This is a genomic window from Alcaligenes sp. RM2, assembly GCF_052931795.1.
On the sequence record NZ_JBRFIO010000001.1, the window covers coordinates 447,585 to 466,450 of the forward strand.

At 56.6% G+C, this 18,866-nt stretch carries 16 protein-coding genes and 1 tRNA gene; 11 read left to right on the forward strand and 6 right to left on the reverse strand.

What is annotated here, in order from left to right:
• Positions 1-88: 88 nt before the first annotated feature.
• From aroG to ACU6HM_RS02060, 4 genes are all read left to right on the forward strand, one after another.
• On the forward strand, positions 89-1,183 hold the full coding sequence (gene aroG / locus ACU6HM_RS02045) for a 3-deoxy-7-phosphoheptulonate synthase AroG (RefSeq protein ID WP_279630670.1): 1,095 nt from the start codon (positions 89-91) through the stop codon (positions 1,181-1,183).
• Positions 1,184-1,209: 26 nt separating this feature from the next.
• Positions 1,210-2,631 (forward strand): FAD-binding oxidoreductase, encoded by a 1,422-nt coding sequence (locus tag ACU6HM_RS02050; RefSeq protein ID WP_022983265.1) that lies wholly within the window; start codon positions 1,210-1,212, stop codon positions 2,629-2,631.
• Between the two features lie 201 nt (positions 2,632-2,832).
• A complete protein-coding gene (mnmA, locus tag ACU6HM_RS02055) occupies positions 2,833-3,948 on the forward strand; it encodes a tRNA 2-thiouridine(34) synthase MnmA (protein WP_009456210.1) in 1,116 nt (371 codons plus the stop codon).
• 9 nt (positions 3,949-3,957) lie between these two features.
• Positions 3,958-4,770 (forward strand): sulfite exporter TauE/SafE family protein, encoded by an 813-nt coding sequence (locus ACU6HM_RS02060; RefSeq protein ID WP_009456212.1) that lies wholly within the window; start codon positions 3,958-3,960, stop codon positions 4,768-4,770.
• On the opposite strand, the gene ACU6HM_RS02065 is transcribed toward ACU6HM_RS02060, so the two are convergent.
• A complete protein-coding gene (locus tag ACU6HM_RS02065; protein ID WP_446763292.1) occupies positions 4,757-5,851 on the reverse strand; it encodes an alpha/beta hydrolase in 1,095 nt (364 codons plus the stop codon). The two genes, ACU6HM_RS02060 and ACU6HM_RS02065, sit on opposite strands and share 14 nt — an antisense overlap.
• 83 nt (positions 5,852-5,934) lie before the next feature.
• On the opposite strand from ACU6HM_RS02065, the gene ACU6HM_RS02070 reads away from it, so the two are divergent.
• The gene (locus tag ACU6HM_RS02070; RefSeq protein WP_446763293.1) at positions 5,935-6,780 is read left to right on the forward strand and encodes a helix-turn-helix domain-containing protein; all 846 of its coding nucleotides are present in this window, start codon (positions 5,935-5,937) and stop codon (positions 6,778-6,780) included.
• 59 nt (positions 6,781-6,839) lie between these two features.
• Here ACU6HM_RS02070 and ACU6HM_RS02075 read toward each other — a convergent pair whose 3' ends face one another.
• The gene (locus ACU6HM_RS02075) at positions 6,840-7,451 is read right to left on the reverse strand and encodes a glutathione S-transferase family protein (RefSeq protein ID WP_009456225.1); all 612 of its coding nucleotides are present in this window, start codon (positions 7,449-7,451) and stop codon (positions 6,840-6,842) included.
• A gap of 235 nt (positions 7,452-7,686) precedes the next feature.
• On the opposite strand from ACU6HM_RS02075, the gene purB reads away from it, so the two are divergent.
• Together purB and ACU6HM_RS02085 are read left to right on the forward strand one after the other, a co-directional pair.
• A complete protein-coding gene (gene purB, locus ACU6HM_RS02080) occupies positions 7,687-9,063 on the forward strand; it encodes an adenylosuccinate lyase (RefSeq protein WP_009456227.1) in 1,377 nt (458 codons plus the stop codon).
• 98 nt (positions 9,064-9,161) lie between these two features.
• On the forward strand, positions 9,162-9,614 hold the full coding sequence (locus ACU6HM_RS02085; RefSeq protein ID WP_009456228.1) for a c-type cytochrome: 453 nt from the start codon (positions 9,162-9,164) through the stop codon (positions 9,612-9,614).
• Between the two features lie 120 nt (positions 9,615-9,734).
• Here ACU6HM_RS02085 and ACU6HM_RS02090 read toward each other — a convergent pair whose 3' ends face one another.
• Entirely contained in the window at positions 9,735-10,976 is a 1,242-nt protein-coding gene (locus ACU6HM_RS02090; RefSeq protein WP_446763294.1) for an ammonium transporter, read from the reverse strand.
• Between the two features lie 14 nt (positions 10,977-10,990).
• Entirely contained in the window at positions 10,991-11,329 is a 339-nt protein-coding gene (glnK, locus tag ACU6HM_RS02095; RefSeq protein ID WP_009456229.1) for a P-II family nitrogen regulator, read from the reverse strand.
• A 1,468-nt stretch (positions 11,330-12,797) separates the two neighbouring features.
• Between glnK and ACU6HM_RS02100 the strand changes: the two genes are divergently transcribed.
• The 3 genes from ACU6HM_RS02100 (at position 12,798) to ACU6HM_RS02110 (ending at position 15,582) form a co-directional block, all read left to right on the forward strand.
• Positions 12,798-13,274 (forward strand): MarR family winged helix-turn-helix transcriptional regulator, encoded by a 477-nt coding sequence (locus ACU6HM_RS02100; protein ID WP_009456231.1) that lies wholly within the window; start codon positions 12,798-12,800, stop codon positions 13,272-13,274.
• Between the two features lie 88 nt (positions 13,275-13,362).
• On the forward strand, positions 13,363-14,241 hold the full coding sequence (locus ACU6HM_RS02105; RefSeq protein WP_026483019.1) for a TauD/TfdA dioxygenase family protein: 879 nt from the start codon (positions 13,363-13,365) through the stop codon (positions 14,239-14,241).
• A gap of 36 nt (positions 14,242-14,277) precedes the next feature.
• Complete coding sequence (locus ACU6HM_RS02110; RefSeq protein WP_446763295.1) at positions 14,278-15,582, forward strand: MFS transporter; 1,305 nt, start codon at positions 14,278-14,280, stop codon at positions 15,580-15,582.
• A gap of 316 nt (positions 15,583-15,898) precedes the next feature.
• Here the strand turns inward: ACU6HM_RS02110 and ACU6HM_RS02115 are convergent.
• Together ACU6HM_RS02115 and ypfJ are read right to left on the reverse strand one after the other, a co-directional pair.
• Positions 15,899-15,974: transfer RNA gene (locus ACU6HM_RS02115), tRNA-Lys, on the reverse strand.
• 75 nt (positions 15,975-16,049) lie between these two features.
• Positions 16,050-16,901: a KPN_02809 family neutral zinc metallopeptidase gene (ypfJ, locus tag ACU6HM_RS02120; RefSeq protein WP_060186892.1), complete on the reverse strand. Its 852-nt coding sequence runs from the start codon at positions 16,899-16,901 to the stop codon at positions 16,050-16,052.
• Positions 16,902-17,158: 257 nt separating this feature from the next.
• Here ypfJ and ACU6HM_RS02125 point away from each other — a divergent pair, with 257 nt between their 5' ends.
• Positions 17,159-18,805, forward strand: a complete 1,647-nt coding sequence (locus tag ACU6HM_RS02125) for an ABC1 kinase family protein (protein WP_239054462.1) — start codon at positions 17,159-17,161, stop codon at positions 18,803-18,805.
• Positions 18,806-18,866 lie beyond the last annotated feature (61 nt).

Consider the following 18,866-nt stretch of genomic DNA (forward strand, 5'->3'; position numbering starts at 1 on the left):
AGACCTAAATCCTGAAATAAGCCGCCAGCATAGACCGGGCGGCTTTTTTTTCGTTTGCCCCCGGACCTGGCAAACCAACTGGAGTTCAATCGTGTCGCACAATACTGATGATTTACGGATTCGTGAAATTAAGGAGCTGTCTCCCCCATCCCATGTGATGCGCGAGTTCCCGTGTACCTCTGCTGTATCGACGACGGTTCACAAGGCCCGCCGCAGCATTCACAAGATCCTTCACGAACGCGATGATCGTCTGGTGGTCGTGGTCGGCCCTTGTTCCATCCACGATACCGAAGCCGCCATGGACTACGCGCGTCGCCTGACGGTCGAGCGCAAGCGCTTTGCCCCCGAGCTGGAAATTGTGATGCGCGTGTACTTCGAAAAGCCACGCACCACCGTGGGCTGGAAAGGGCTGATCAACGACCCCTTCATGGATGGCAGCTTCAACATCAATCAGGGTTTGCGTACGGCGCGTGAATTGCTGCTGGCCGTCAACCAGCTGGATTTGCCCGCTGGCTGCGAGTTCCTGGACATGATTACTCCCCAGTACATTGCTGATCTGGTTTCCTGGGGCGCCATTGGTGCTCGCACGACAGAGAGCCAGGTTCACCGCGAACTGTCCTCCGGATTGTCCTGCCCCGTCGGCTTCAAGAATGGCACGGATGGCAATATCCGTATTGCTCTGGACGCGATCAAGGCCGCTTCCCAGCCGCACCATTTCCTGTCGGTCACCAAGGGTGGTCACTCCGCCATTGTGTCCACCGTGGGCAATAACGATTGCCACGTGATTTTGCGCGGTGGCAAGACGCCGAACTACGACGCTGAAAATGTTGAGGCAACCAGCCAGGCCATGATCAAGGCCGGCATGGTGCCGCGTGTGATGGTCGATGCAAGCCACGCCAACAGTAATAAAGACTACCGCCGTCAGCCAGAAGTGCTGGCCGATGTGGCTGGTCAGATCTCTGGTGGTGACATGCGCATTTGCGGCGTGATGATCGAAAGCCATCTGGTAGGTGGTCGTCAGGATGTGGTTGAAGGCAAGCCGCTGACCTACGGCCAAAGCATTACCGACGGCTGCATCGATTGGGATGACACGGTGGCGGTTCTGGAAAAACTGGCTGAAGCGGTGCGTCAGCGTCGCCAGGCACGAGTCGCTCTTGAAGAGGGGGCACTTAGCCACTCATAATAGGGTTTTGCCTTTTTGGAATGCTCATGAATGCTCCCGGTCATGCCGACCTAGCGCGGCGCCCTTTACCTGAAGGTTTTGTAGAAGCCTTGCAGGCTCAGTTCCAAGAGCGTTGCTCGCTTTCGCACGCCGTGCGTGAACACCATGGACGGGATGAATCGCCGTATCCACCCATGCTGCCTGATGTGGTTGTTTTTGCTCGCAGCACAGAAGAAGTAGCCTGGGTGGCACGTCATTGTCATGAGCACCATGTGCCCCTGATTCCTTACGGGGCTGGCTCCTCGCTGGAAGGGCATTTCCTGGCGATTCAAGGCGGTGTCAGCCTGGATTTGTCCGGTATGGACGAGATCGTCGCAATCAACGCCGAGGACTTCACCGCCACCGTGCAAGCTGGCGTGACACGCATGGCCTTGAACGAGCATATCCGTGATACGGGCTTGTTTTTTCCCATCGACCCCGGTGCGGATGCCAGCCTGGGCGGGATGGCCGCAACGCGTGCGTCGGGTACCAATGCCGTGCGTTACGGCACCATGCGCGAAAACGTCCTGACTTTGAAGGTTGTGACGGCAGATGGCCGCATTATTGATACGGCTAACCGTGCCAAGAAATCCTCCGCCGGTTACGACCTGACCCGCTTGTTCATCGGTAGCGAAGGCACGCTGGGCATTATTACCGAAGTGACGGTGCGTCTGTACCCGCAGCCCGAAGCCATTTCGGCTGCCATCTGTAATTTCCCCGATCTGCGCTCTGCCGTGCAAAGCGTGATCGAGGTCATTCAAATGGGTATCCCGATTGCGCGTGTCGAGTTCATGGATACGGCCGCTGTACGTGCCACCAATGCCTACAGCAAGCTGACGCTGAAAGAGTCGCCCTTGCTGCTGTTTGAATTCCACGGCAGCCCCAGCGGTGTGCAGGAGCAGGCTCAGGTGGTTCAGGAAATCACCCGTGATAACGGCGGCATGGACTTTGAGTGGGCCGATAAGGCCGAGGATCGTTCCCGCTTGTGGACGGCGCGACACAATGCCTACTTTGCCGGTTTGCAGCTGCGTCCCGGCTGCCGCTCCAGCACCACGGACGTTTGTGTGCCTATCTCCGCCTTGGCAGAGTGTGTGGCGCAAACCGCGGCCGATATGGATCAGGCTCCGTTCCCGTACACCATCGTGGGGCACGTGGGCGATGGCAACTTCCACGTCCTGATGCTGCTGGACGCCGATAGTCAGGAAGAGTGGGACGAGTCCGAGCGCTTGAACCATCGTCTGGTAGAGCGTGCCATTGCCATGCAGGGCACCTGCACTGGCGAACACGGTGTGGGCTTGCACAAGATGGAGTTCATGCTGGCCGAGCACGGTCAGGATGCACTGGATGTAATGAGCAGCATCAAACAGGCGCTGGATCCTCACAACATCATGAATCCCGGCAAGATGTTGCCCCCGCGTCCTCTGGACTGATTCTGCGGTAGTCGCCTTGGAAGCCCAGACCATGTCGTCTGGGCTTTTGTGTCTTGGGCAGCACAGTTTTCCAGAAACCCCAGGTACGGGCGGTGTCTGCCTGTACATGTGTCAGGGCAGGCGTACAATGCCTTTTTTAGTTAGTCAGGTGCGCACTGGGCGCAAAGCCCAGCCAATGCGGCACCTCTCATCATCACTGCAATGACTATTTCCACCAAAAAAGGTCGCGTCGTTATCGGAATGTCCGGCGGCGTGGACTCCTCTGTCTCGGCCTGGCTGCTTAAAGAGCAAGGCTATGAAGTCGTGGGCCTGTTCATGAAGAACTGGGAAGACGACGATGACTCCGAATTTTGCTCTTCGCGCCAGGATTGGCTGGACGCGGCCAGCGTGGCCGATCTGGTCGGGGTCGAGATCGAGGCGGTCAACTTCGCTGCGGAATATAAGGACCGCGTGTTTGCGGAGTTCTTGCGGGAATATTCGGCAGGTCGCACCCCGAATCCCGATGTTCTGTGCAATGCGGAAATCAAGTTCAAGGCCTTTCTGGATCACGCCATGACCTTGGGTGCGGACTGGATTGCCACCGGCCATTACGCCCGTGTGCGTGGCGTGCCCATGGCTGGGGGCGGTACAGACTATCAGCTGTTGAAAGGTCTGGATGCGTCCAAAGACCAAAGCTATTTTCTGCATCGCCTGAACCAGGCGCAGCTGTCGCGCACCTTGTTCCCTTTGGGCGAGATCAACAAGCAGGAAGTGCGCCGTATTGCCGAGGAATTGAAGCTGCCCAACGCGGCTAAAAAAGACTCGACTGGCATTTGCTTTATTGGCGAGCGTCCTTTCCGCGAGTTCCTGAATCGCTATCTGCCTACTCAACCCGGTCCGATCAAGACACCAGAAGGGCAGGTGCTGGGTCAGCACGTGGGCCTGGCTTTCCACACCTATGGTCAGCGCAAGGGTTTGGGCATTGGTGGTGTCAAGGGCAAGCAGCGCGAAGACGGTACCGCCGACGCCTGGTATGCCGCCCGCAAGGATCTGGCCACGAACACGCTGTATGTGGTGCAAGGGCACGATCACCCCTGGCTGTTGCAGTCTGAATTGAAGGCCGAGCAGACCAGTTGGGTAGCGGGCCATCCGCCAGCGCTGGGCCCGATTCATGCCAAGACCCGTTATCGCCAGGCCGATGCGGCCTGCACGATCCTGGCTGCCGAAGGCGACAGCCTGTCTCTTCATTTTGATCAGCCCCAATGGGCCGTAACGCCGGGCCAATCCGTGGTCCTGTACGACGGTGACCGCTGCCTGGGCGGCGGCATTATTCAATAAGAGGCGGGCATGGATCCCATTCTTGTCATCAGTTTGCTGGTGCTGGGTGCCGGTATTGGTTTGGCCGCCGGGCTGCTGGGGATTGGCGGAGGCATGATTCTGGTGCCGTTCCTGACCTTCCTGCTACCGCTGTTTGGTGTGCCGCAAGAGCTGGCCGTGCATGCTTCCATTGCCACGGCCATGGCCACGATTCTGTTCACCTCCTTGTCCAGTGTGAGGGCGCACCATAAACATGGTGCCATTCGCTGGGATGTGGTCAAGGTCATGGTGCCCGGCCTGATCCTGGGTGGGCTGCTGTCGGGCGGCGCGATTTTTGCCATGATCAACAGCACGGCGCTGGCGATTGTGTTCGGTGTGTTCGTCCTGTATTCGGCCTCCAAAATGGCACGCAAGTCGGCCCCGGTGCAAGGCCGCTCTTTGCCTGCCCCATTCTGGATTGCTGCCATGGGAGCCTTGATCGGTTTCGTGTCCGGTCTGCTGGGGGCGGGTGGGGCCTTCTTGTCTGTCCCCTTCATGCTGCGCGGCAATGTGCCTGTGCGGCAGGCCGTCGCTACCTCGGCCGCCTTGGGCTTTTTCATTGCTCTGGCCAATAGCGTGGGTTATATCTGGTCCGGGCAGGCCACCTTTGGCAGCCACCCCGGCATGATTGGTTTTATCTACTGGCCGGCCTTGTTGATTGTTTCGGCCACCAGTATTTGTACCGCCCCCCTGGGGGCCAGTCTGGCCCACAAGATCGATCAGGTGACGCTCAAGCGCATCTTTGCTGGCATGTTGACTGTGCTGGCGATCTACATGATTACGCAGGCCATCACACAGGCTTGATGTTTTCTGGCTGGACTTTGCCATACGCACAGTCCAGCCCATTCAGCTCGGTTTCTTCTGCCGGCTCAAAAACTCCCCCAGCTGTCCATTGAATTGCTGTCCGTAGCGCAGTCATTGCCTGCTCGCTTTGCGGTAGTGTGCTGCCGTAAGCATGAAATTCGTGCGTCATATCCGGCCAGACATCCAGCCGTATATTGGCCCCCTGCTTGTGCGCTTCTCGGGCAAAATCCCGGATCATGTCGACCAGAATTTCCTTGCCGCCTGCCTGAATGTAGATGGGGGCCAGATGGCGCAGATCCTGTGCAATGGGTGAGAGTCGATCATCACTCCAGGGGCCGTTGCCCTTTAGCCATTGACCGTATTGCAGCGTTTGATAGCCCTGCACTATATCGTAGCGATCATGACCAAACTGGCTGGCGCCGCGTCGTCCTATATCCGTCCAGGGGCTTAGTGCCAAGGCCAGAGAAGGTTGGGGCAGTCCCGCTTGACGCAGGCCGACCAAGCTCATCAGCACCAGGTGTCCGCCTGCCGAGTCGCCTGCCAGGACAATATCCTGGGCGGGGATCCCACGTCCAAGCAGATAGCGGTAGGCGTCTAGCGCATCTTCCTGTTGGGCCGGGTGAGGGTGCTCCGGGGTCAGGCGGTAGTCCACGGCGAAGATGGGTATTTGCAGCTTGTAGGCCAGCAGACGAATGAAGTGGCGCGACACGATTGGGTAGAAAGCATAGCCGCCGCCATGAAAGTACAAGATGGTTTTGCTGCTGTTCGGGCGATCTGGAATGAACCAGTCACCCCGTGGTTCTGGGGACGTGCTGGCCTGCATCTGGACGGGCAAGTCCGGTTCGGCAATCGTGTACAGGCTGTCGAAATAGGCGCGGCCTTCAGCTATGGTTGGCAAGCGGAAGGCGTGGTTGAACTGCTTGCGATAGAACAGGGTGGCGATTTCAAAAGGCACAGACCAGCCGGGCACCAGCGGCTTGGCGATGATACGTCGAGCCAGTACGTCTATGGTGGTGGCCCAGAGGGCGAGGGCGCTTCGGCAACGATGAGACCAGGATCCTTGCAAGATAGTTTTGGGCATAAAAGGGCGGGGCTGAAGTAGGATAAAAGGACTTTCAGTGTGGCCCGGCTTGCCTGGGCCGGATAGAACGGAAACGACCTCCCATGTCTGCTTTGCCTTGTGCCCGTTTGCATCACCCCAGCCGAAAAACGGCGTCCATTATCCATCTGGGCGTGGAGCGTGATACCCGTGCTCTGGATCTGCTGCCGCAGCAACGTCTGAACTGTTATCCGGCTTCGCCCCTGGTGGTGTTGTCCTGGGTTTTCCATGGCCAGCTGCACCTGGTGCAGACGCCCGTGGATGGAGGGAGTCCGGTACTGTCAGAGCCCCTGCCCGGCATGCTGTTTGCCGGGCCTTCGCGCACACCTTCCATTAGCTGGTCTCCGGGGCCTGTCCATGCGATTTCGATTGGACTGTACCCGGATGCCTTGAAACGTGTGTTTGGTATCGAGGCCAGCGACTTTCTGGATCAGGTACTGCCCATGGAGCAGGTCTTGCCCGCTGCCAGCTGTCAGGCACTTGGGCAAGCTGGCACAGAAGAAGGCCCTTTATTCGAACAACTGGAGGCGGCAATTCATCGTTGTGCTCATGGCTGTCTGGCGACAGAAGGTGCTGCCACCTTGCATCATTGGTTGACGGCATTGGGGATGAGGATGGCAGCAACACGCACGGGAACGGGCTTGCGTCAGATGCAAAGGCAATTCAAGCGTTGGGCCGGGCAGAGCCAGCGTGAGCTGCAGCTGTATGTGCGTGCCGAGCGTGCTTTTGCCTTGTTGCAGCAGCAGGAAAATCCGGTCTGGTCTGATGTGGCGTTGCAAGCCGGGTATAGCGACCAGTCTCATTTTGGCAGAGAGGTCAAACGGGTTTCGGGCTTTTCACCTGCCCAGTTCGCCCAGCGCATGAAGTCTGATGAGGCCTTCTGGATGTACCGATTGCTGGGCGAGGCCTGAACCAGCAGACATAAAAAAACCCATTCAAAAGAATGGGCCCTGGCTTGCTGGCGCAACGCTCACTGCGTAGGCGGTAAGGTGCTGGCAAACGAGGGGCGCGCTTGGAGTTTTTCATCCAGGCGTTGCAGATTGCCGTACTGCGAGCGCCAGTCCAGTTCAGGAAAGCGCAGATCCAGATAACCCAGTGCGCAGCCTACGGCAATGTCGGCCAGGCTAAAGCTGGTGCCCATGCAAAAGGACTGGTCACCCAAGGTGTTGTTCATGGATTGCAGGGCAGCGGTAATCTTGCTGTTTTGGCGGTCGATCCAGGCAGGTAGACGCAGCTCCTGGGGACGGCGTTTTTCCACCACGATGGCAACGCAGGCATCAAGCAAGCCATCTGCAATGGCTTCCCAGCATTTGACTGCAGCGCGATCACGTCCGGCTTGGGGAATCAGGCGGCCGACGGGCGAGAGGGTATCCAGATACTCGACGATCACGCGGGAGTCAAACAGATTTGCCTGATCATCCATAATCAGACAGGGGACTTTGCCCAGTGGATTGTGCTTCAGAATATCGCTGTCATCGGCCCACACATCCTCCAGAATCAGCTCGTAGTCGAGCTTTTTTTCCGCCATGACAACACGCACTTTGCGCGCGTATGGGCTGGTGAGGGAAGCTAGAAGTTTCATAAAAAGCTATCAAAAGTTGCAGGCTCAAAAAGTATAGCAGGAACCTATGGGCGAACGTCCCGCAGGCCGGGCCTGAACCTGTCGCTGGAAACAATGTTGGAAAACTGTGGTTTATTCGTCAAAGCCTCGAACAGCCGTCGCATTCTGACCCCATGCTGAACGCGTGGCATACGGGTGCCAGCCTGCAATGTTAGAATGCGGGCTGACTTTATTCCCCCTTCTTTTCTGTAGAACGATGCACATAGCCGATACCCTGAGCACTCTGAATGCCTTGTCGCCATTGGACGGGCGTTATGGCAGCCGTACCGCCCCCTTGCGTGGCCTGTTGTCCGAAGCCGCATTTATGTGGCATCGCGTAGAGGTCGAAGTGGCCTGGTTGATCGGCCTGTCCGACGCGGGTCTGCCCGAACTGCCTACTTTCTCTGCCGAAGCCCGCGAGGTACTCAAGAGCCTGGTGCAGAACTTCTCGGAAGACGATGCCGCCCGCATCAAAGCCATCGAGCGCACCACCAACCACGACGTGAAAGCCGTGGAATACTGGTTGAAAGAAAAAGTGGCCGACCACGCCGAGCTGTCCGCTGCGGCTGAATTCATCCATTTTTCCTGCACCTCTGAAGACATCAATAACACCTCGCATGCGCTGATGCTGACGCGTGCTCGTGAACAAGTAATCTTGCCGCAACTGCAAGAAGTGTGCGATGCCATCAAGGCTCAGGCCCGCTTGCACGCCGAGCAGCCTTTGCTCTCGCGCACCCACGGTCAGCCAGCCAGCCCCAGCACCATGGGCAAGGAATTTGCCAACGTGGCCGCTCGACTGCAAAACGCCATTGCGGCCATTGCTGCGGTCCAGCCTCTGGCCAAAATGAATGGTGCCACCGGCAACTACAACGCTCACTTCTCGGCTTACCCCGAAATTGATTGGCCAGCCTTCAGCCAGAAAGTGCTGGCTGGTCTGGGTCTGACGCAAAACGTCTACACCATTCAGATCGAACCCCACGACTGGATGGCCGCTCTGTTTGACGCCATCGCTCGCGCCAACACCATCTTGCTGGACTTCAACCGTGACGTCTGGGGCTACATCTCCCTGGGTTACTTCAAGCAGCGCCTCAAAGAAGGCGAGATCGGTTCGTCCACCATGCCGCACAAGGTCAACCCGATTGACTTTGAAAACTCGGAAGGAAACCTGGGCCTGGCCAACGCCATGCTGCGCCACCTGTCCGAAAAGCTGCCTATCTCCCGTTGGCAGCGTGACCTGACCGACTCGACCGTGCTGCGTAACCTGGGCGTGGCTCTGGGTTACAGCGTGGTGGCTTACGACGCCTGCCTGCGTGGTCTGGGCAAACTGGAACTGAACGCCGCAGCTGTCGATGCGGACATCGACGCATGCTGGGAAATCCTGGCCGAGCCGGTTCAAACGGTGATGCGCCGCTACGGTTTGCCCCAGCCTTACGAGCAACTCAAAGCCCTGACACGTGGTCGTGGTATTACTCAGGAAGCGTTGCGCGAGTTTATTGGCGGTCTGGAACTGCCCGCAGACGCTAAAACCTATTTGCTTGAGCTAACTCCACGCAGCTATCTGGGTGTGGCAGTAAAGTTGGCCCAGGCGATCTAAATCCAAACGGCTGTGTTCTTGCACAAGGGCACAGCCAGCCGGGTATCTTGAGCCAGTGCTTTATGAAGTGTTTTATGTTTCATCACACAGGAGTTCACATGAAAAAATTCGCGTTTCTGACTGCCGCTGCCGCCTTGTGTGCTGCGTTTGTCACGCCTGCTACCGCCCAGTTTGCCAAGCCAGAACAGGCCGTGGACTACCGTCAAGCCAGCATGTCACTGATTGGCTCGCACTTTGGTCGTATGGCTCCCGTGGCCAAAAAAGAAGCACCGTATGATGCGGCTGCAATCGCTAAAAACGTAGAAGTGCTGACGGTTTTGGCGGCTTTGCCTTGGGGCGCATTTGGCGCTGGTACCGAAGGCGGCGAGACCAAAGCTGAGGCCTGGAGCGATGCTCAGGGTTTCAAGCAAGCTACCGATGATTTCACCGCTGCAATCGATAAGCTGAAAGTGGCTTCCGATTCGGGCGACTTTGATGCCTTCCGCGTGGCTTTCGGTAATGTGGGCAAGTCCTGTAAGACTTGTCACGACGCTTACCGCAAAGAAAAATAAGCAACTGGTTTGCCTATAAAAAAAAGCCCTCGAAAGAGGGCTTTTTCTTTTAGGCCTGTGCCTGTGTGTAAAGGGAGCAGTTTGCCTGCAGGCAAGATTGGCACGAATCATGATGGGATCTCAGTGTTGATAACCCGTTTCACCGTGGGTACGGATATCCAGACCTTCGCGCTCGTGGTCAGCATCGACACGTAAGCCGCCGCAGACTAGTTTGGCAACGGTGAAGGCAATCCAGGCAGCCACACCGGACCAGACCAGCGTAACCAGCACGCCTTCGAGCTGAATCCACAACTGCATCCAGATACTGTTGCCAGCTGCAGTACCAGGCCCCCCCAGAACAGGTGCGTTGAACAGACCTGTGAGCAAAGCGCCCACAATCCCGCCCAAACCGTGAATGCCAAAAACGTCCAGCGTATCGTCGGCGCGTAACCAGCGCTTCAGAACATTCACACCCCACAAGCACGCCAGGGAGGTAATCAGGCCAATGGCCAGTGCGCCGGAAGGAGCCACAAAACCGGCTGCCGGGGTAATGCCGACCAAACCTGCGATCGCACCCGAGCAGGCACCCAGCAAGGAAGGATGACCTTTGCTGATCCATTCACCCAAAGTCCAGGCCACAACGCCGATGGCGGCTGCCAGCATGGTGTTGAAGAATGCCAGCGTGGCATTTTCATTGGCCGACAAAGCCGAGCCTGCGTTGAAACCGAACCAGCCTACCCACAACAGAGCAGCACCAATAAAGGTCAGGGGCAGGTTATGAGGTGGCATGGCTTCACGACGGTAGTTCAGTCTGGGGCCAATCATCCAGGCACCGACCAGACCGGCAATACCGGCGTTGATATGCACCACCGTGCCACCGGCAAAGTCCAGCGCGCCACGGGAGTTGAGCAAGCCGCCGTTCTGTTCATCGGCAAACCAGACCATATGGCAAATGGGCAGATAGGCCAAAGTGAACCAGATCACGGTAAAGACCAGGATGGCGGACAGGCGGGTACGTTCTGCCAGACTACCGACAACCAGAGCGCAAGTCAGGCCGGCAAAGGTGGCCTGAAAAGACGCAAACAGCAGTTCAGGCAAGGTGCCCGACATGGAGAACTGTTGGTCAGCAGCGGTGAACATGCCGTTGAACAAGACCTTGTCGAAACTGCCAATCAAGGAATTGCCAGCGGTAAAGGCCAGTGAGTAGCCATAGATAAACCACAGCACCACCCCCAGACTGAACACCAGCAAGGTCTGGGACAACATGGACAAGGCATTTTTTTGACGCACCATCCCCGAGTAAAACAGGGCCAGGCCCGGCGCGGCCATCATCAGTACCAGAAGCGTGGAGACCAGCATCCACGATAGATCAGCGTTGTTCATGATGGAGTCTCCGATTACAGGGCTTGCTCATCGCATTCGCCGGTGCGGATGCGGATGACATGGTCCAGCGGCTGGACAAAGATCTTGCCGTCACCAATACGTCCGGTGCGGGCACTGCTTTGAATGGCCTCCAGAACGCTTTGCAACTGCTCGTCGGGAATAGCCAGTTCAATGCGGATCTTGGGCAGGAAGTCGACTGCATACTCCGCACCGCGGTAAAGCTCGGTGTGGCCTTTCTGACGACCAAATCCCTTGACCTCGGTAAGCGTCATCCCCTGTATGCCCAGATCGGAAAGGGCCTCGCGTATCTCGTCAACCTTGAAGGGTTTGACGATGGCGGTAATCAATTTCATAGGTGTTCCTGAAGTAAACACAGGCAAGCTGGCCTTGCGGATGCAATGGAACACCGAGAGGGGTAGGAGACGGTTGAGAGGGGGCCGACCGGGATGGGTAATCCTGGTGGATGGCTTGTGTGCAACCGGGCAACGCCGGTTTGAGCGACTCTCCGGCTGTCAGCAGGGTGTGCGACAGCGCGAACGCAAGTGGTAGGCAAGCGGACCTGTGTTGTAGGTTGAAGAGCAACACAATTCCGGCAAGGCGAGTAAGCTAGCTAGGCACGTGACCCCGGTCTTGCCTAGTCGGTGGGCAGCGAGATAACAGCAGCGCTCTGTGACGCCTGTCTCCGCTCATCTCACCACCGCAGGAACAACGACTATGGAAAAATAATATATGTTGCGGCGCAACAAGTGCGCATTTTTTTTTAATAGTCTTAACTTTGCAACATTCGGTTCAGAAAAATGACCAGCTGCAGAGCAGGCAGAACAGACCTGTTCGTGCTGGAATTGCCGTGGCTGAATGGCAGGCAGGGCGCCAGGAGGATCCACAGGGCAGCCCGCATGTCAGCGCTGCCCGTGTATCGATAGAGCTAGTTCTGCGACTAGCAAGGATCAAGAGAGCAGCTCAGGACCTTTGTGCTTTCTGGTTTTTTTGCTGTCTGTACTCTGAGTGGAGAAGGTAAGCGGTACATGCCGCCGGTTAAATGCCTGCAGACCTCCTTGCCATAATTTGAATCCCAGGCAGGCGTCCCATTTGTCGCGTTGGTATAGCCAATGGGTGTGACAAACAGTGCAGTGATACAGACTTTCGGTGCTTTGTTCGTCAGTGTCATCGACTCGTCTGATGGGTTTGAGGTAAGGATGTCGTTGAGCGTTGGGTTGCGATAGTGGAAGGGTTTGGCACATGATGCACATGGTGCCTCGGTCTAGCTGGGCCATACAATGCTCCTCAAATAATTTTGTGGTTGATGTAATAGCGTTTGCAAACTGGCTTGCCAATTAGCGTAGGGTGATGGTTTGTAATAAATATCACCACGATTCACTGTACTGCAGAAAATGTGACAGCCGTTTCAGGCCGCATCTCAATGTAATGACATGCGACCTGCGTATGGCGAGCAAGTGTTCAAATTCCTGCAAATACCAGCGTCAAAAGCTCTGGCCTTTGACTATTTTTTGGATGGCGGCTCATTGCCAGGAATCTTTTTAGGATCCGGCTCGGGGTTGGGCGTTTTGCCGGGAGGAGTGGTGTCGGGCGCTTTGGTGGGATCAATAGCAATTAGCATGAGCATCTCCTGACTGAAGTGATCTTCCAGCGTATCGGATTTAGAGCGCAGCTAAAGTAAACAACTATGACTGCAGGGCAGGCCGCTCTTGTTTTTTCTTGTTGCATCGAAAAGAAGCTGGGCAGCCAATCGGCGAAGCCATTGCCTGGCGATGCTATGATCAAACTCCTTACAGAAAGCGGACTAGCGCCTTGGGAAGCGAGTTGGAAAAAACCACCCTGGACCTGGAGAATTTTCTCCCTTATCAAGTCACGATATTGGCCTCGCATATTGCGGTGACCTTTGCGCGTCAGCATGCACAGCAATTTGGTTTGTCCATTCCAGAGTGGCGCATCATTGCGACCCTGGGACGCTATGGCACCCTGACCTCGGGCAGTTTGACCGAGCGCACCAGCATGGACAAGGCCAAGGTCAGCCGTGCCGTTTCTCGCCTGACAGCCGCTCAGTTAATTGCTCGTCGCGATAATGAAAACGATATGCGCAGCAATCTGCTGTGTCTGACCGAGCAGGGCCAGCAAGTGCACGATCGCATTGTGCCTATCGCTCTGGGTCTGGAGCAGGAGCTGACGTCCGTGCTTAGCCAGGAAGAGCTCAGCTCCTTTAAAGAGATGATGACGCGCCTGGAGAACCGTATGGTCCAGCGCTTTGGCAGCGATTTCAGCGGCGACGCACATATTTGAAGTCTCAAGGGTAATCACCGAGTTGTACTGGATATTTCTCACGCTAATATTGTTTCGTTTGAAACGAAACAATATTCAGGAGAGGATCATGACGCAGGTCGTAGACAGCCCAATCGCAGCCAGCCGCTTGGAAACCAGAATCATGTCGCCCGCTATCGGTGTCGAGGTAGCGGGTGTCGATTTGACTCAGCCCCTGGAAGATACGCAGGTACAGGAGCTGCGCGCCTTGTTGTTGAAGCATCAATTGCTGGTGTTTCGTGACCAGCCTTTGAATGCGGCACAGCATGTTGCATTTGCCCGTTGCTTTGGTGAGCTGGAAGTGCATCCGGTTTTTCCACACGATCCGGATTATCCCGAGCTGGTGCTGCTGGGGGGCAATAACACGCAGCCGGGGCGTGAGAATATCTACCATAGCGATGTCAGCTGGCGGGCCGAACCTTCCATGGGTTCCATTCTGCGTTGCATTGAATGTCCACCCGCCGGGGGCGATACGATCTGGTGCAATATGGCACTGGCCTATGAGAACTTGCCGCCTCACATCAAAGATATTTTGCACGAGCTGGAAGCCGTGCACGATTTATTGCCTGGTTTCATAGACCGTATTCCTGAGGAGGACAGGGCGGCAATGCGAGATCGTTTTCCAGCGCAGACACACCCTGTGGTGCGTACTCATCCAGAAACCGGTCAGCGGATTTTGTATGTCAGTAGCTGGACTACCCATCTGGCCAACTACATTGAAACCGGCTTTTTCCGTGGCATGCCCGAGCTGCAAAGCGGTGCTCATTTCCTGCTGCAGTATTTGGTGGATCAGGCCCGTCACCCGGAGTATCAGGTGCGCTTGAAATGGCAGCCTCACACCATTGCGTTTTGGGACAACCGGGCCACTCAGCATTATGCCGTTCAGGACTATTTTCCTTTGCCCCGCAAAATGGCCCGAGCCACCATTATTGGTGACCGTCCTTATTGATCGTATCGCTGCACTTTTGACAAGTTGGGGGGAGACATGGAAAACCAGAAAAAGTATTTCCCAGGACAGCGCTACGTCGTGGTGTTCTTGTTGTTCTTGTTTATGGTGATCAACTTTGCCGATAAGGCGATATTTGGTCTGGTCGCCGTGCCGTTGATGGAGGAGCTGGCCATCGGGCCACAGCAGTTTGGCACCATTGCAGGCAGCTTTTTCTTCCTGTTTGCGATCTCGGGCATTGTGGTGGGTTTTGTGTCCAATACGGTGTCCTCGCGTTTGCTGCTGGTGGGGCTGGTCATTATCTGGTCTGTAGCCCAGGTTCCGATCGCTATGGGAGCCAGCACGATTATTGCCTTGATGGCTTGTCGCATTTTGCTGGGCGTGGGGGAAGGCCCTGCCTACCCCCTGGCCTTGCACGCGTGCTACAAGTGGTTTCCGGATCAGGAGCGTACCTGGCCTACGGCCATTGTGATGCAGGGTGGGCAGGTAGGTATGCTGCTGGCCGGTCCCTTGGTGGGTTACCTGACCATCAGTCATGGCTGGCGCTCGGTGTTTTGGGTGACAGCGGCAGCAGGGCTGATGTGGCTGGTGGTATGGGCCTTGTTGGGCAAGGATGGTCCCATCAGTGCGAATCCGGTGCCCGCCGTTGGCAAGAGCAAGCCGCAGTCTCGCTGTTCGTACCGTGATGTGCTTTTGAATCGTAGTTTCATCGGCAACCTGCTGATGTACTGGGTAGCGTACTGGTGTGCTGCGCTGGTCTTTACCTGGTTGCCCGCTTATTTGCAACGCGGTCTGAACTTCTCGTCGGACACGGCGGGATGGCTGTTTTCCTTGTGCATTTTCGTGGCAATCCCGATTGTGTCGGGCGGCTCTTACCTGTCCAACCGCTTCTTGCGCCAAGGGTATTCGTCCCGAGTGGCACGCAGTCTGGTCACGGTCGGTTTCTTGTTGGCAGGGGCCTTGTGCCTGCTGGCGGCCGCTTACTTGAAGCCGGGTCCAACAGCCGGGATTGTGCTGATCGCCTTGGGCTTGAGTTTTCCCCAGGTCGGTTTTGTGCTCTGTTCGGCAATCTCAGCGCAAATCAGCCCAATCGAAAAGCGGGGTTCCACACTGGCCATCACCAATTCATTGTCCACAACAGCGGGCCTGGTTGCGCCCATTGTGATGGGAAGGCTGATTCAGGCCGAGCCCGGTCTTGCCGGTTTTCACCAGGGCTTTGCCTTGACGGCCGTACTTTTGCTGCTGGGAGCCGTGCTGGGTTTTCTCTTGGTGGATCCCTCCCGCACGCTGTCGCAGATTCAGGCAAAGGCAGGAAGTCCTGTGAGTGGTTCGGCTTCTGTTTAAGGCAGGGTTTTGAAGAACGCAGAGTGGCACTGCTTACCGCATTTTTCTATACACTTGCCTGGATGGACAGTATGGAGATTCAGGAAAAGATGATGGCAAGTGTGACGGGTTTCATGCGGGCCGCTTCATGACCGAATTACAGAAGGGGTGCCACGACTATTGACCGTGTGCAGTATTGTCACCCAAGCCCTGCCACTCAAAAATTGGCAGGGCCCTTGAGCTTCGCAGGGATAGTGTTCAGACGCAAAAAAGCCCGCTACAGTAGCGGGCTGATTTACGGTGTTACGGCATGGTGTACCGTAAGCAGCAGGACATGTGGTGGGTCGTGACAGACTCGAACTGTCGACCAATGGATTAAGAGTCCAGTGCTCTACCAACTGAGCTAACGACCCCCGTTTCCTGCGAAGAAAAAGATTATAGAACGGAAATTATCTAGCGCAAGACGCAGTTACATAATTTTACGTATATCAGGAGACTGGGTCAGGACGGGTGAAGGTGTCGCACATTTTCAGCTGTCCGGTTTTATAGCCTTCCATGAACCAGGCCATGCGTTGTTGCGAGCTGCCATGGGTAAAGGAATCGGGGACCACATAGCCTTGCGATTGCTTTTGCAAGGTGTCATCGCCTACGGCTTGAGCGGCATCCAGGGCCGAGCGAATATCGCCTGGTTCCAGAATCTGGCGTTGCGCGTCAGCGTGGTTTGCCCAAATACCGGCATAGCAATCAGCCTGAAGCTCCAGGCGTACGGAGGCTTGACGAGCCTGAGAGGCGGAGCCGCTGCGACGGGCCTCATCGACACGACGCATCATGCCTAACTGGTTCTGAACATGGTGGCCCACTTCATGCGCAATCACATAGGCAGGGGCAAAGTCGCCCTTGACGCCCATCTTTTGCTCCATCTCGGTGAAAAAGCCCAAGTCTATATAAAGCTTTTGATCGGCAGGGCAGTAAAACGGACCCATGGCAGATTGACCTGCCCCGCAGGCGGTCGGGGTGGCGCCCCGGTACAGCACCAGCACGGGATCGCGGTAGCTGCCATTGGTTTGCTTGGCAAAAACATCACGCCAGACATCCTCGGTTTCGCCCAGGATCTTGGCAATGGTTTGGCCCTGTGCATCCGAGGCTGCAACGGGTTGAGACTGAGGGGCGCTGGTAGGGCCGTCGGCCAGGTTCAGCACCACACTGGGATCCACCCCAAAGTACATGGCCACCAGGGCCAGCACGATTGTCCCCAGGCCGATCTTGCCGCCGCTCAATCGTGGCCCATTGGCACGGCGGTCCTCGACATTACGGCTGGAGCGAGACTTATCCAGACGCATCACGCTCTCCTTGAATTGGAAAACGTCAATGTACTCTGATTTCCGTGGATAGAGCAGGGGCATTTTCGATTCTTGTCATCGGAAAACGGGTAGGGGGCGTTAATTACCCCGCCATGACAAGTCATTGAATTGCTTGGCTTAATGTGACTTGTCCAAAGACTATCCCCGAGCTTGCCCACTGAAAATGTGGATAAGTAAGTCACCGGGACACTGCGGTATGCTACTTTTCTCAGAGCGTACCCTACTGGAGAGCGAGTATGTTGGGAGGAACCTTGTTGGCCTTGCGCGACCATGCACGAGTCCGTGCCATTGGAGCGGTTATAGCTCGATACGGGATTGGGGATGTGATGCATCGCCTGGGCTTGTCGGACCTCCTGCCCGGTAACAAGACCCCGGTGGCGGCCGAAATGCCCGAGCGCTCGGCACCTGAACGTTTGCGACGTGCGCTGGAAGAGCTGGGTCCGACCTTTATCAAGCTGGGTCAGATTCTGGCTACACGTAATGATTTGCTGTCGTTGGAGTGGACGCAGGAGCTGGAGAAGCTGCAAGGTCATGCCGCGCCGGTGCCTTGGGAAACGATCAGACCCGAGCTGGAGCAGGCTTTGGGTCAAACGGTTGAGCAAGCCTTTGCGCGCTTTGACACCCAGGTGCTGGCCTCGGCCTCCATGGCACAGGTGTATCGCGCCTGTTTGCGGGATGGCACCGAAGTCGTGGTGAAGGTGCAGCGCCCTGGTCTGGAGCCACTGATTCAGGCTGACTTGCGTTTGTTGAAACAGATTGCCCGCCTGGTCCAGCAACAAGGCCTGCTGCCCGAGTATCGCCCTTACGATATTGTGCGTGCCCTGGCTGAAGCCATTGCCGATGAGTTGGACTTCACCCGCGAAGCGGCCAATACCTTGGCGGTGCGCGAGAACATGCAGCCCTTCAAGGACATCGTGGTTCCGCGTGTCTATATGGAGTGGACCAGCGCGACGGTCATGGTGCAGGAGTTTGTCCCCGGGGTCTCGCCCATTCAAGAGGCACTGTTGCAAGCCATTGAGGCGGATCGTCCTTTATTGGCCCGCCGAGGTGCCTTGGCGTTCCTGCATATGGTGCTGGAGGACGGGCTGTTTCATGCTGATCCGCACCCCGGCAATATGATGGCCTTGCCGGGCAATAAGGTTGCCTTTATTGATTTCGGCTTGGTGGGCCATTTGACGGAACGTCGCCGCCAGCAATTGCTGGTGTTGCTACGGGCGATTGTGGATGGACAGGCAGATGGGGTGGCAACGACCTTGCTGGACTGGTCCGGGGCAGAGGACTTTGATTGGAGCCGTCTGGAAGAAAGTGCCCAGCGTTATGTAGCCCGACAAAGCAGTGGGCTGTTGTCCATCTCGGCTGCCTTGCTGGACTTCATGGCTCTGGCGCGCGAGAACCATTTAATTCTGCCGCCGGATCTGGCCTTGCTGTTCAAGGCTTTTATCACGGCGGACGGTGTGCTGAAGCGTCTGGACCCGCAGTTTGATGTGGTCGAAGTCGCGCAGCCCGTGATTATGGGCTTGATGCGCAAGCAGTACTCGCCACGTCGTGTTTATGCGGACCTGCAACGCAGTTTGCTGGAGTCGCGGCAGTTGGCCATGGATGCGCCCCAATTGCTGCGTCTGTTGATGCATAGGGTGCGGCAAGGAAAGATCTCGGCGCGTATTCAAATCGAGGGCATGCCGCGTCTGGCCTCGTCGCTGGAAAAGGCAGCCACCCGTCTGGCCATTGCGATTGTGACGGCGGCTTTTGTATTGATTTTGGGTCCGGTGCTGGTTACGCGCGGTCCCGCATGGCTGGGCCTGACTATTTTCAGCTGGGCGGGTTTATTAGCCGCCGTGCTGGGCCTGGTTCTGGTTTTGTGGGGATTTTGGCGACGGCGCTAAAAAGTATCTTGAGGCCGTCGCTTTCTGCGCAGGAAGTGCTCAAGCGGCTAGTCACCGTCCA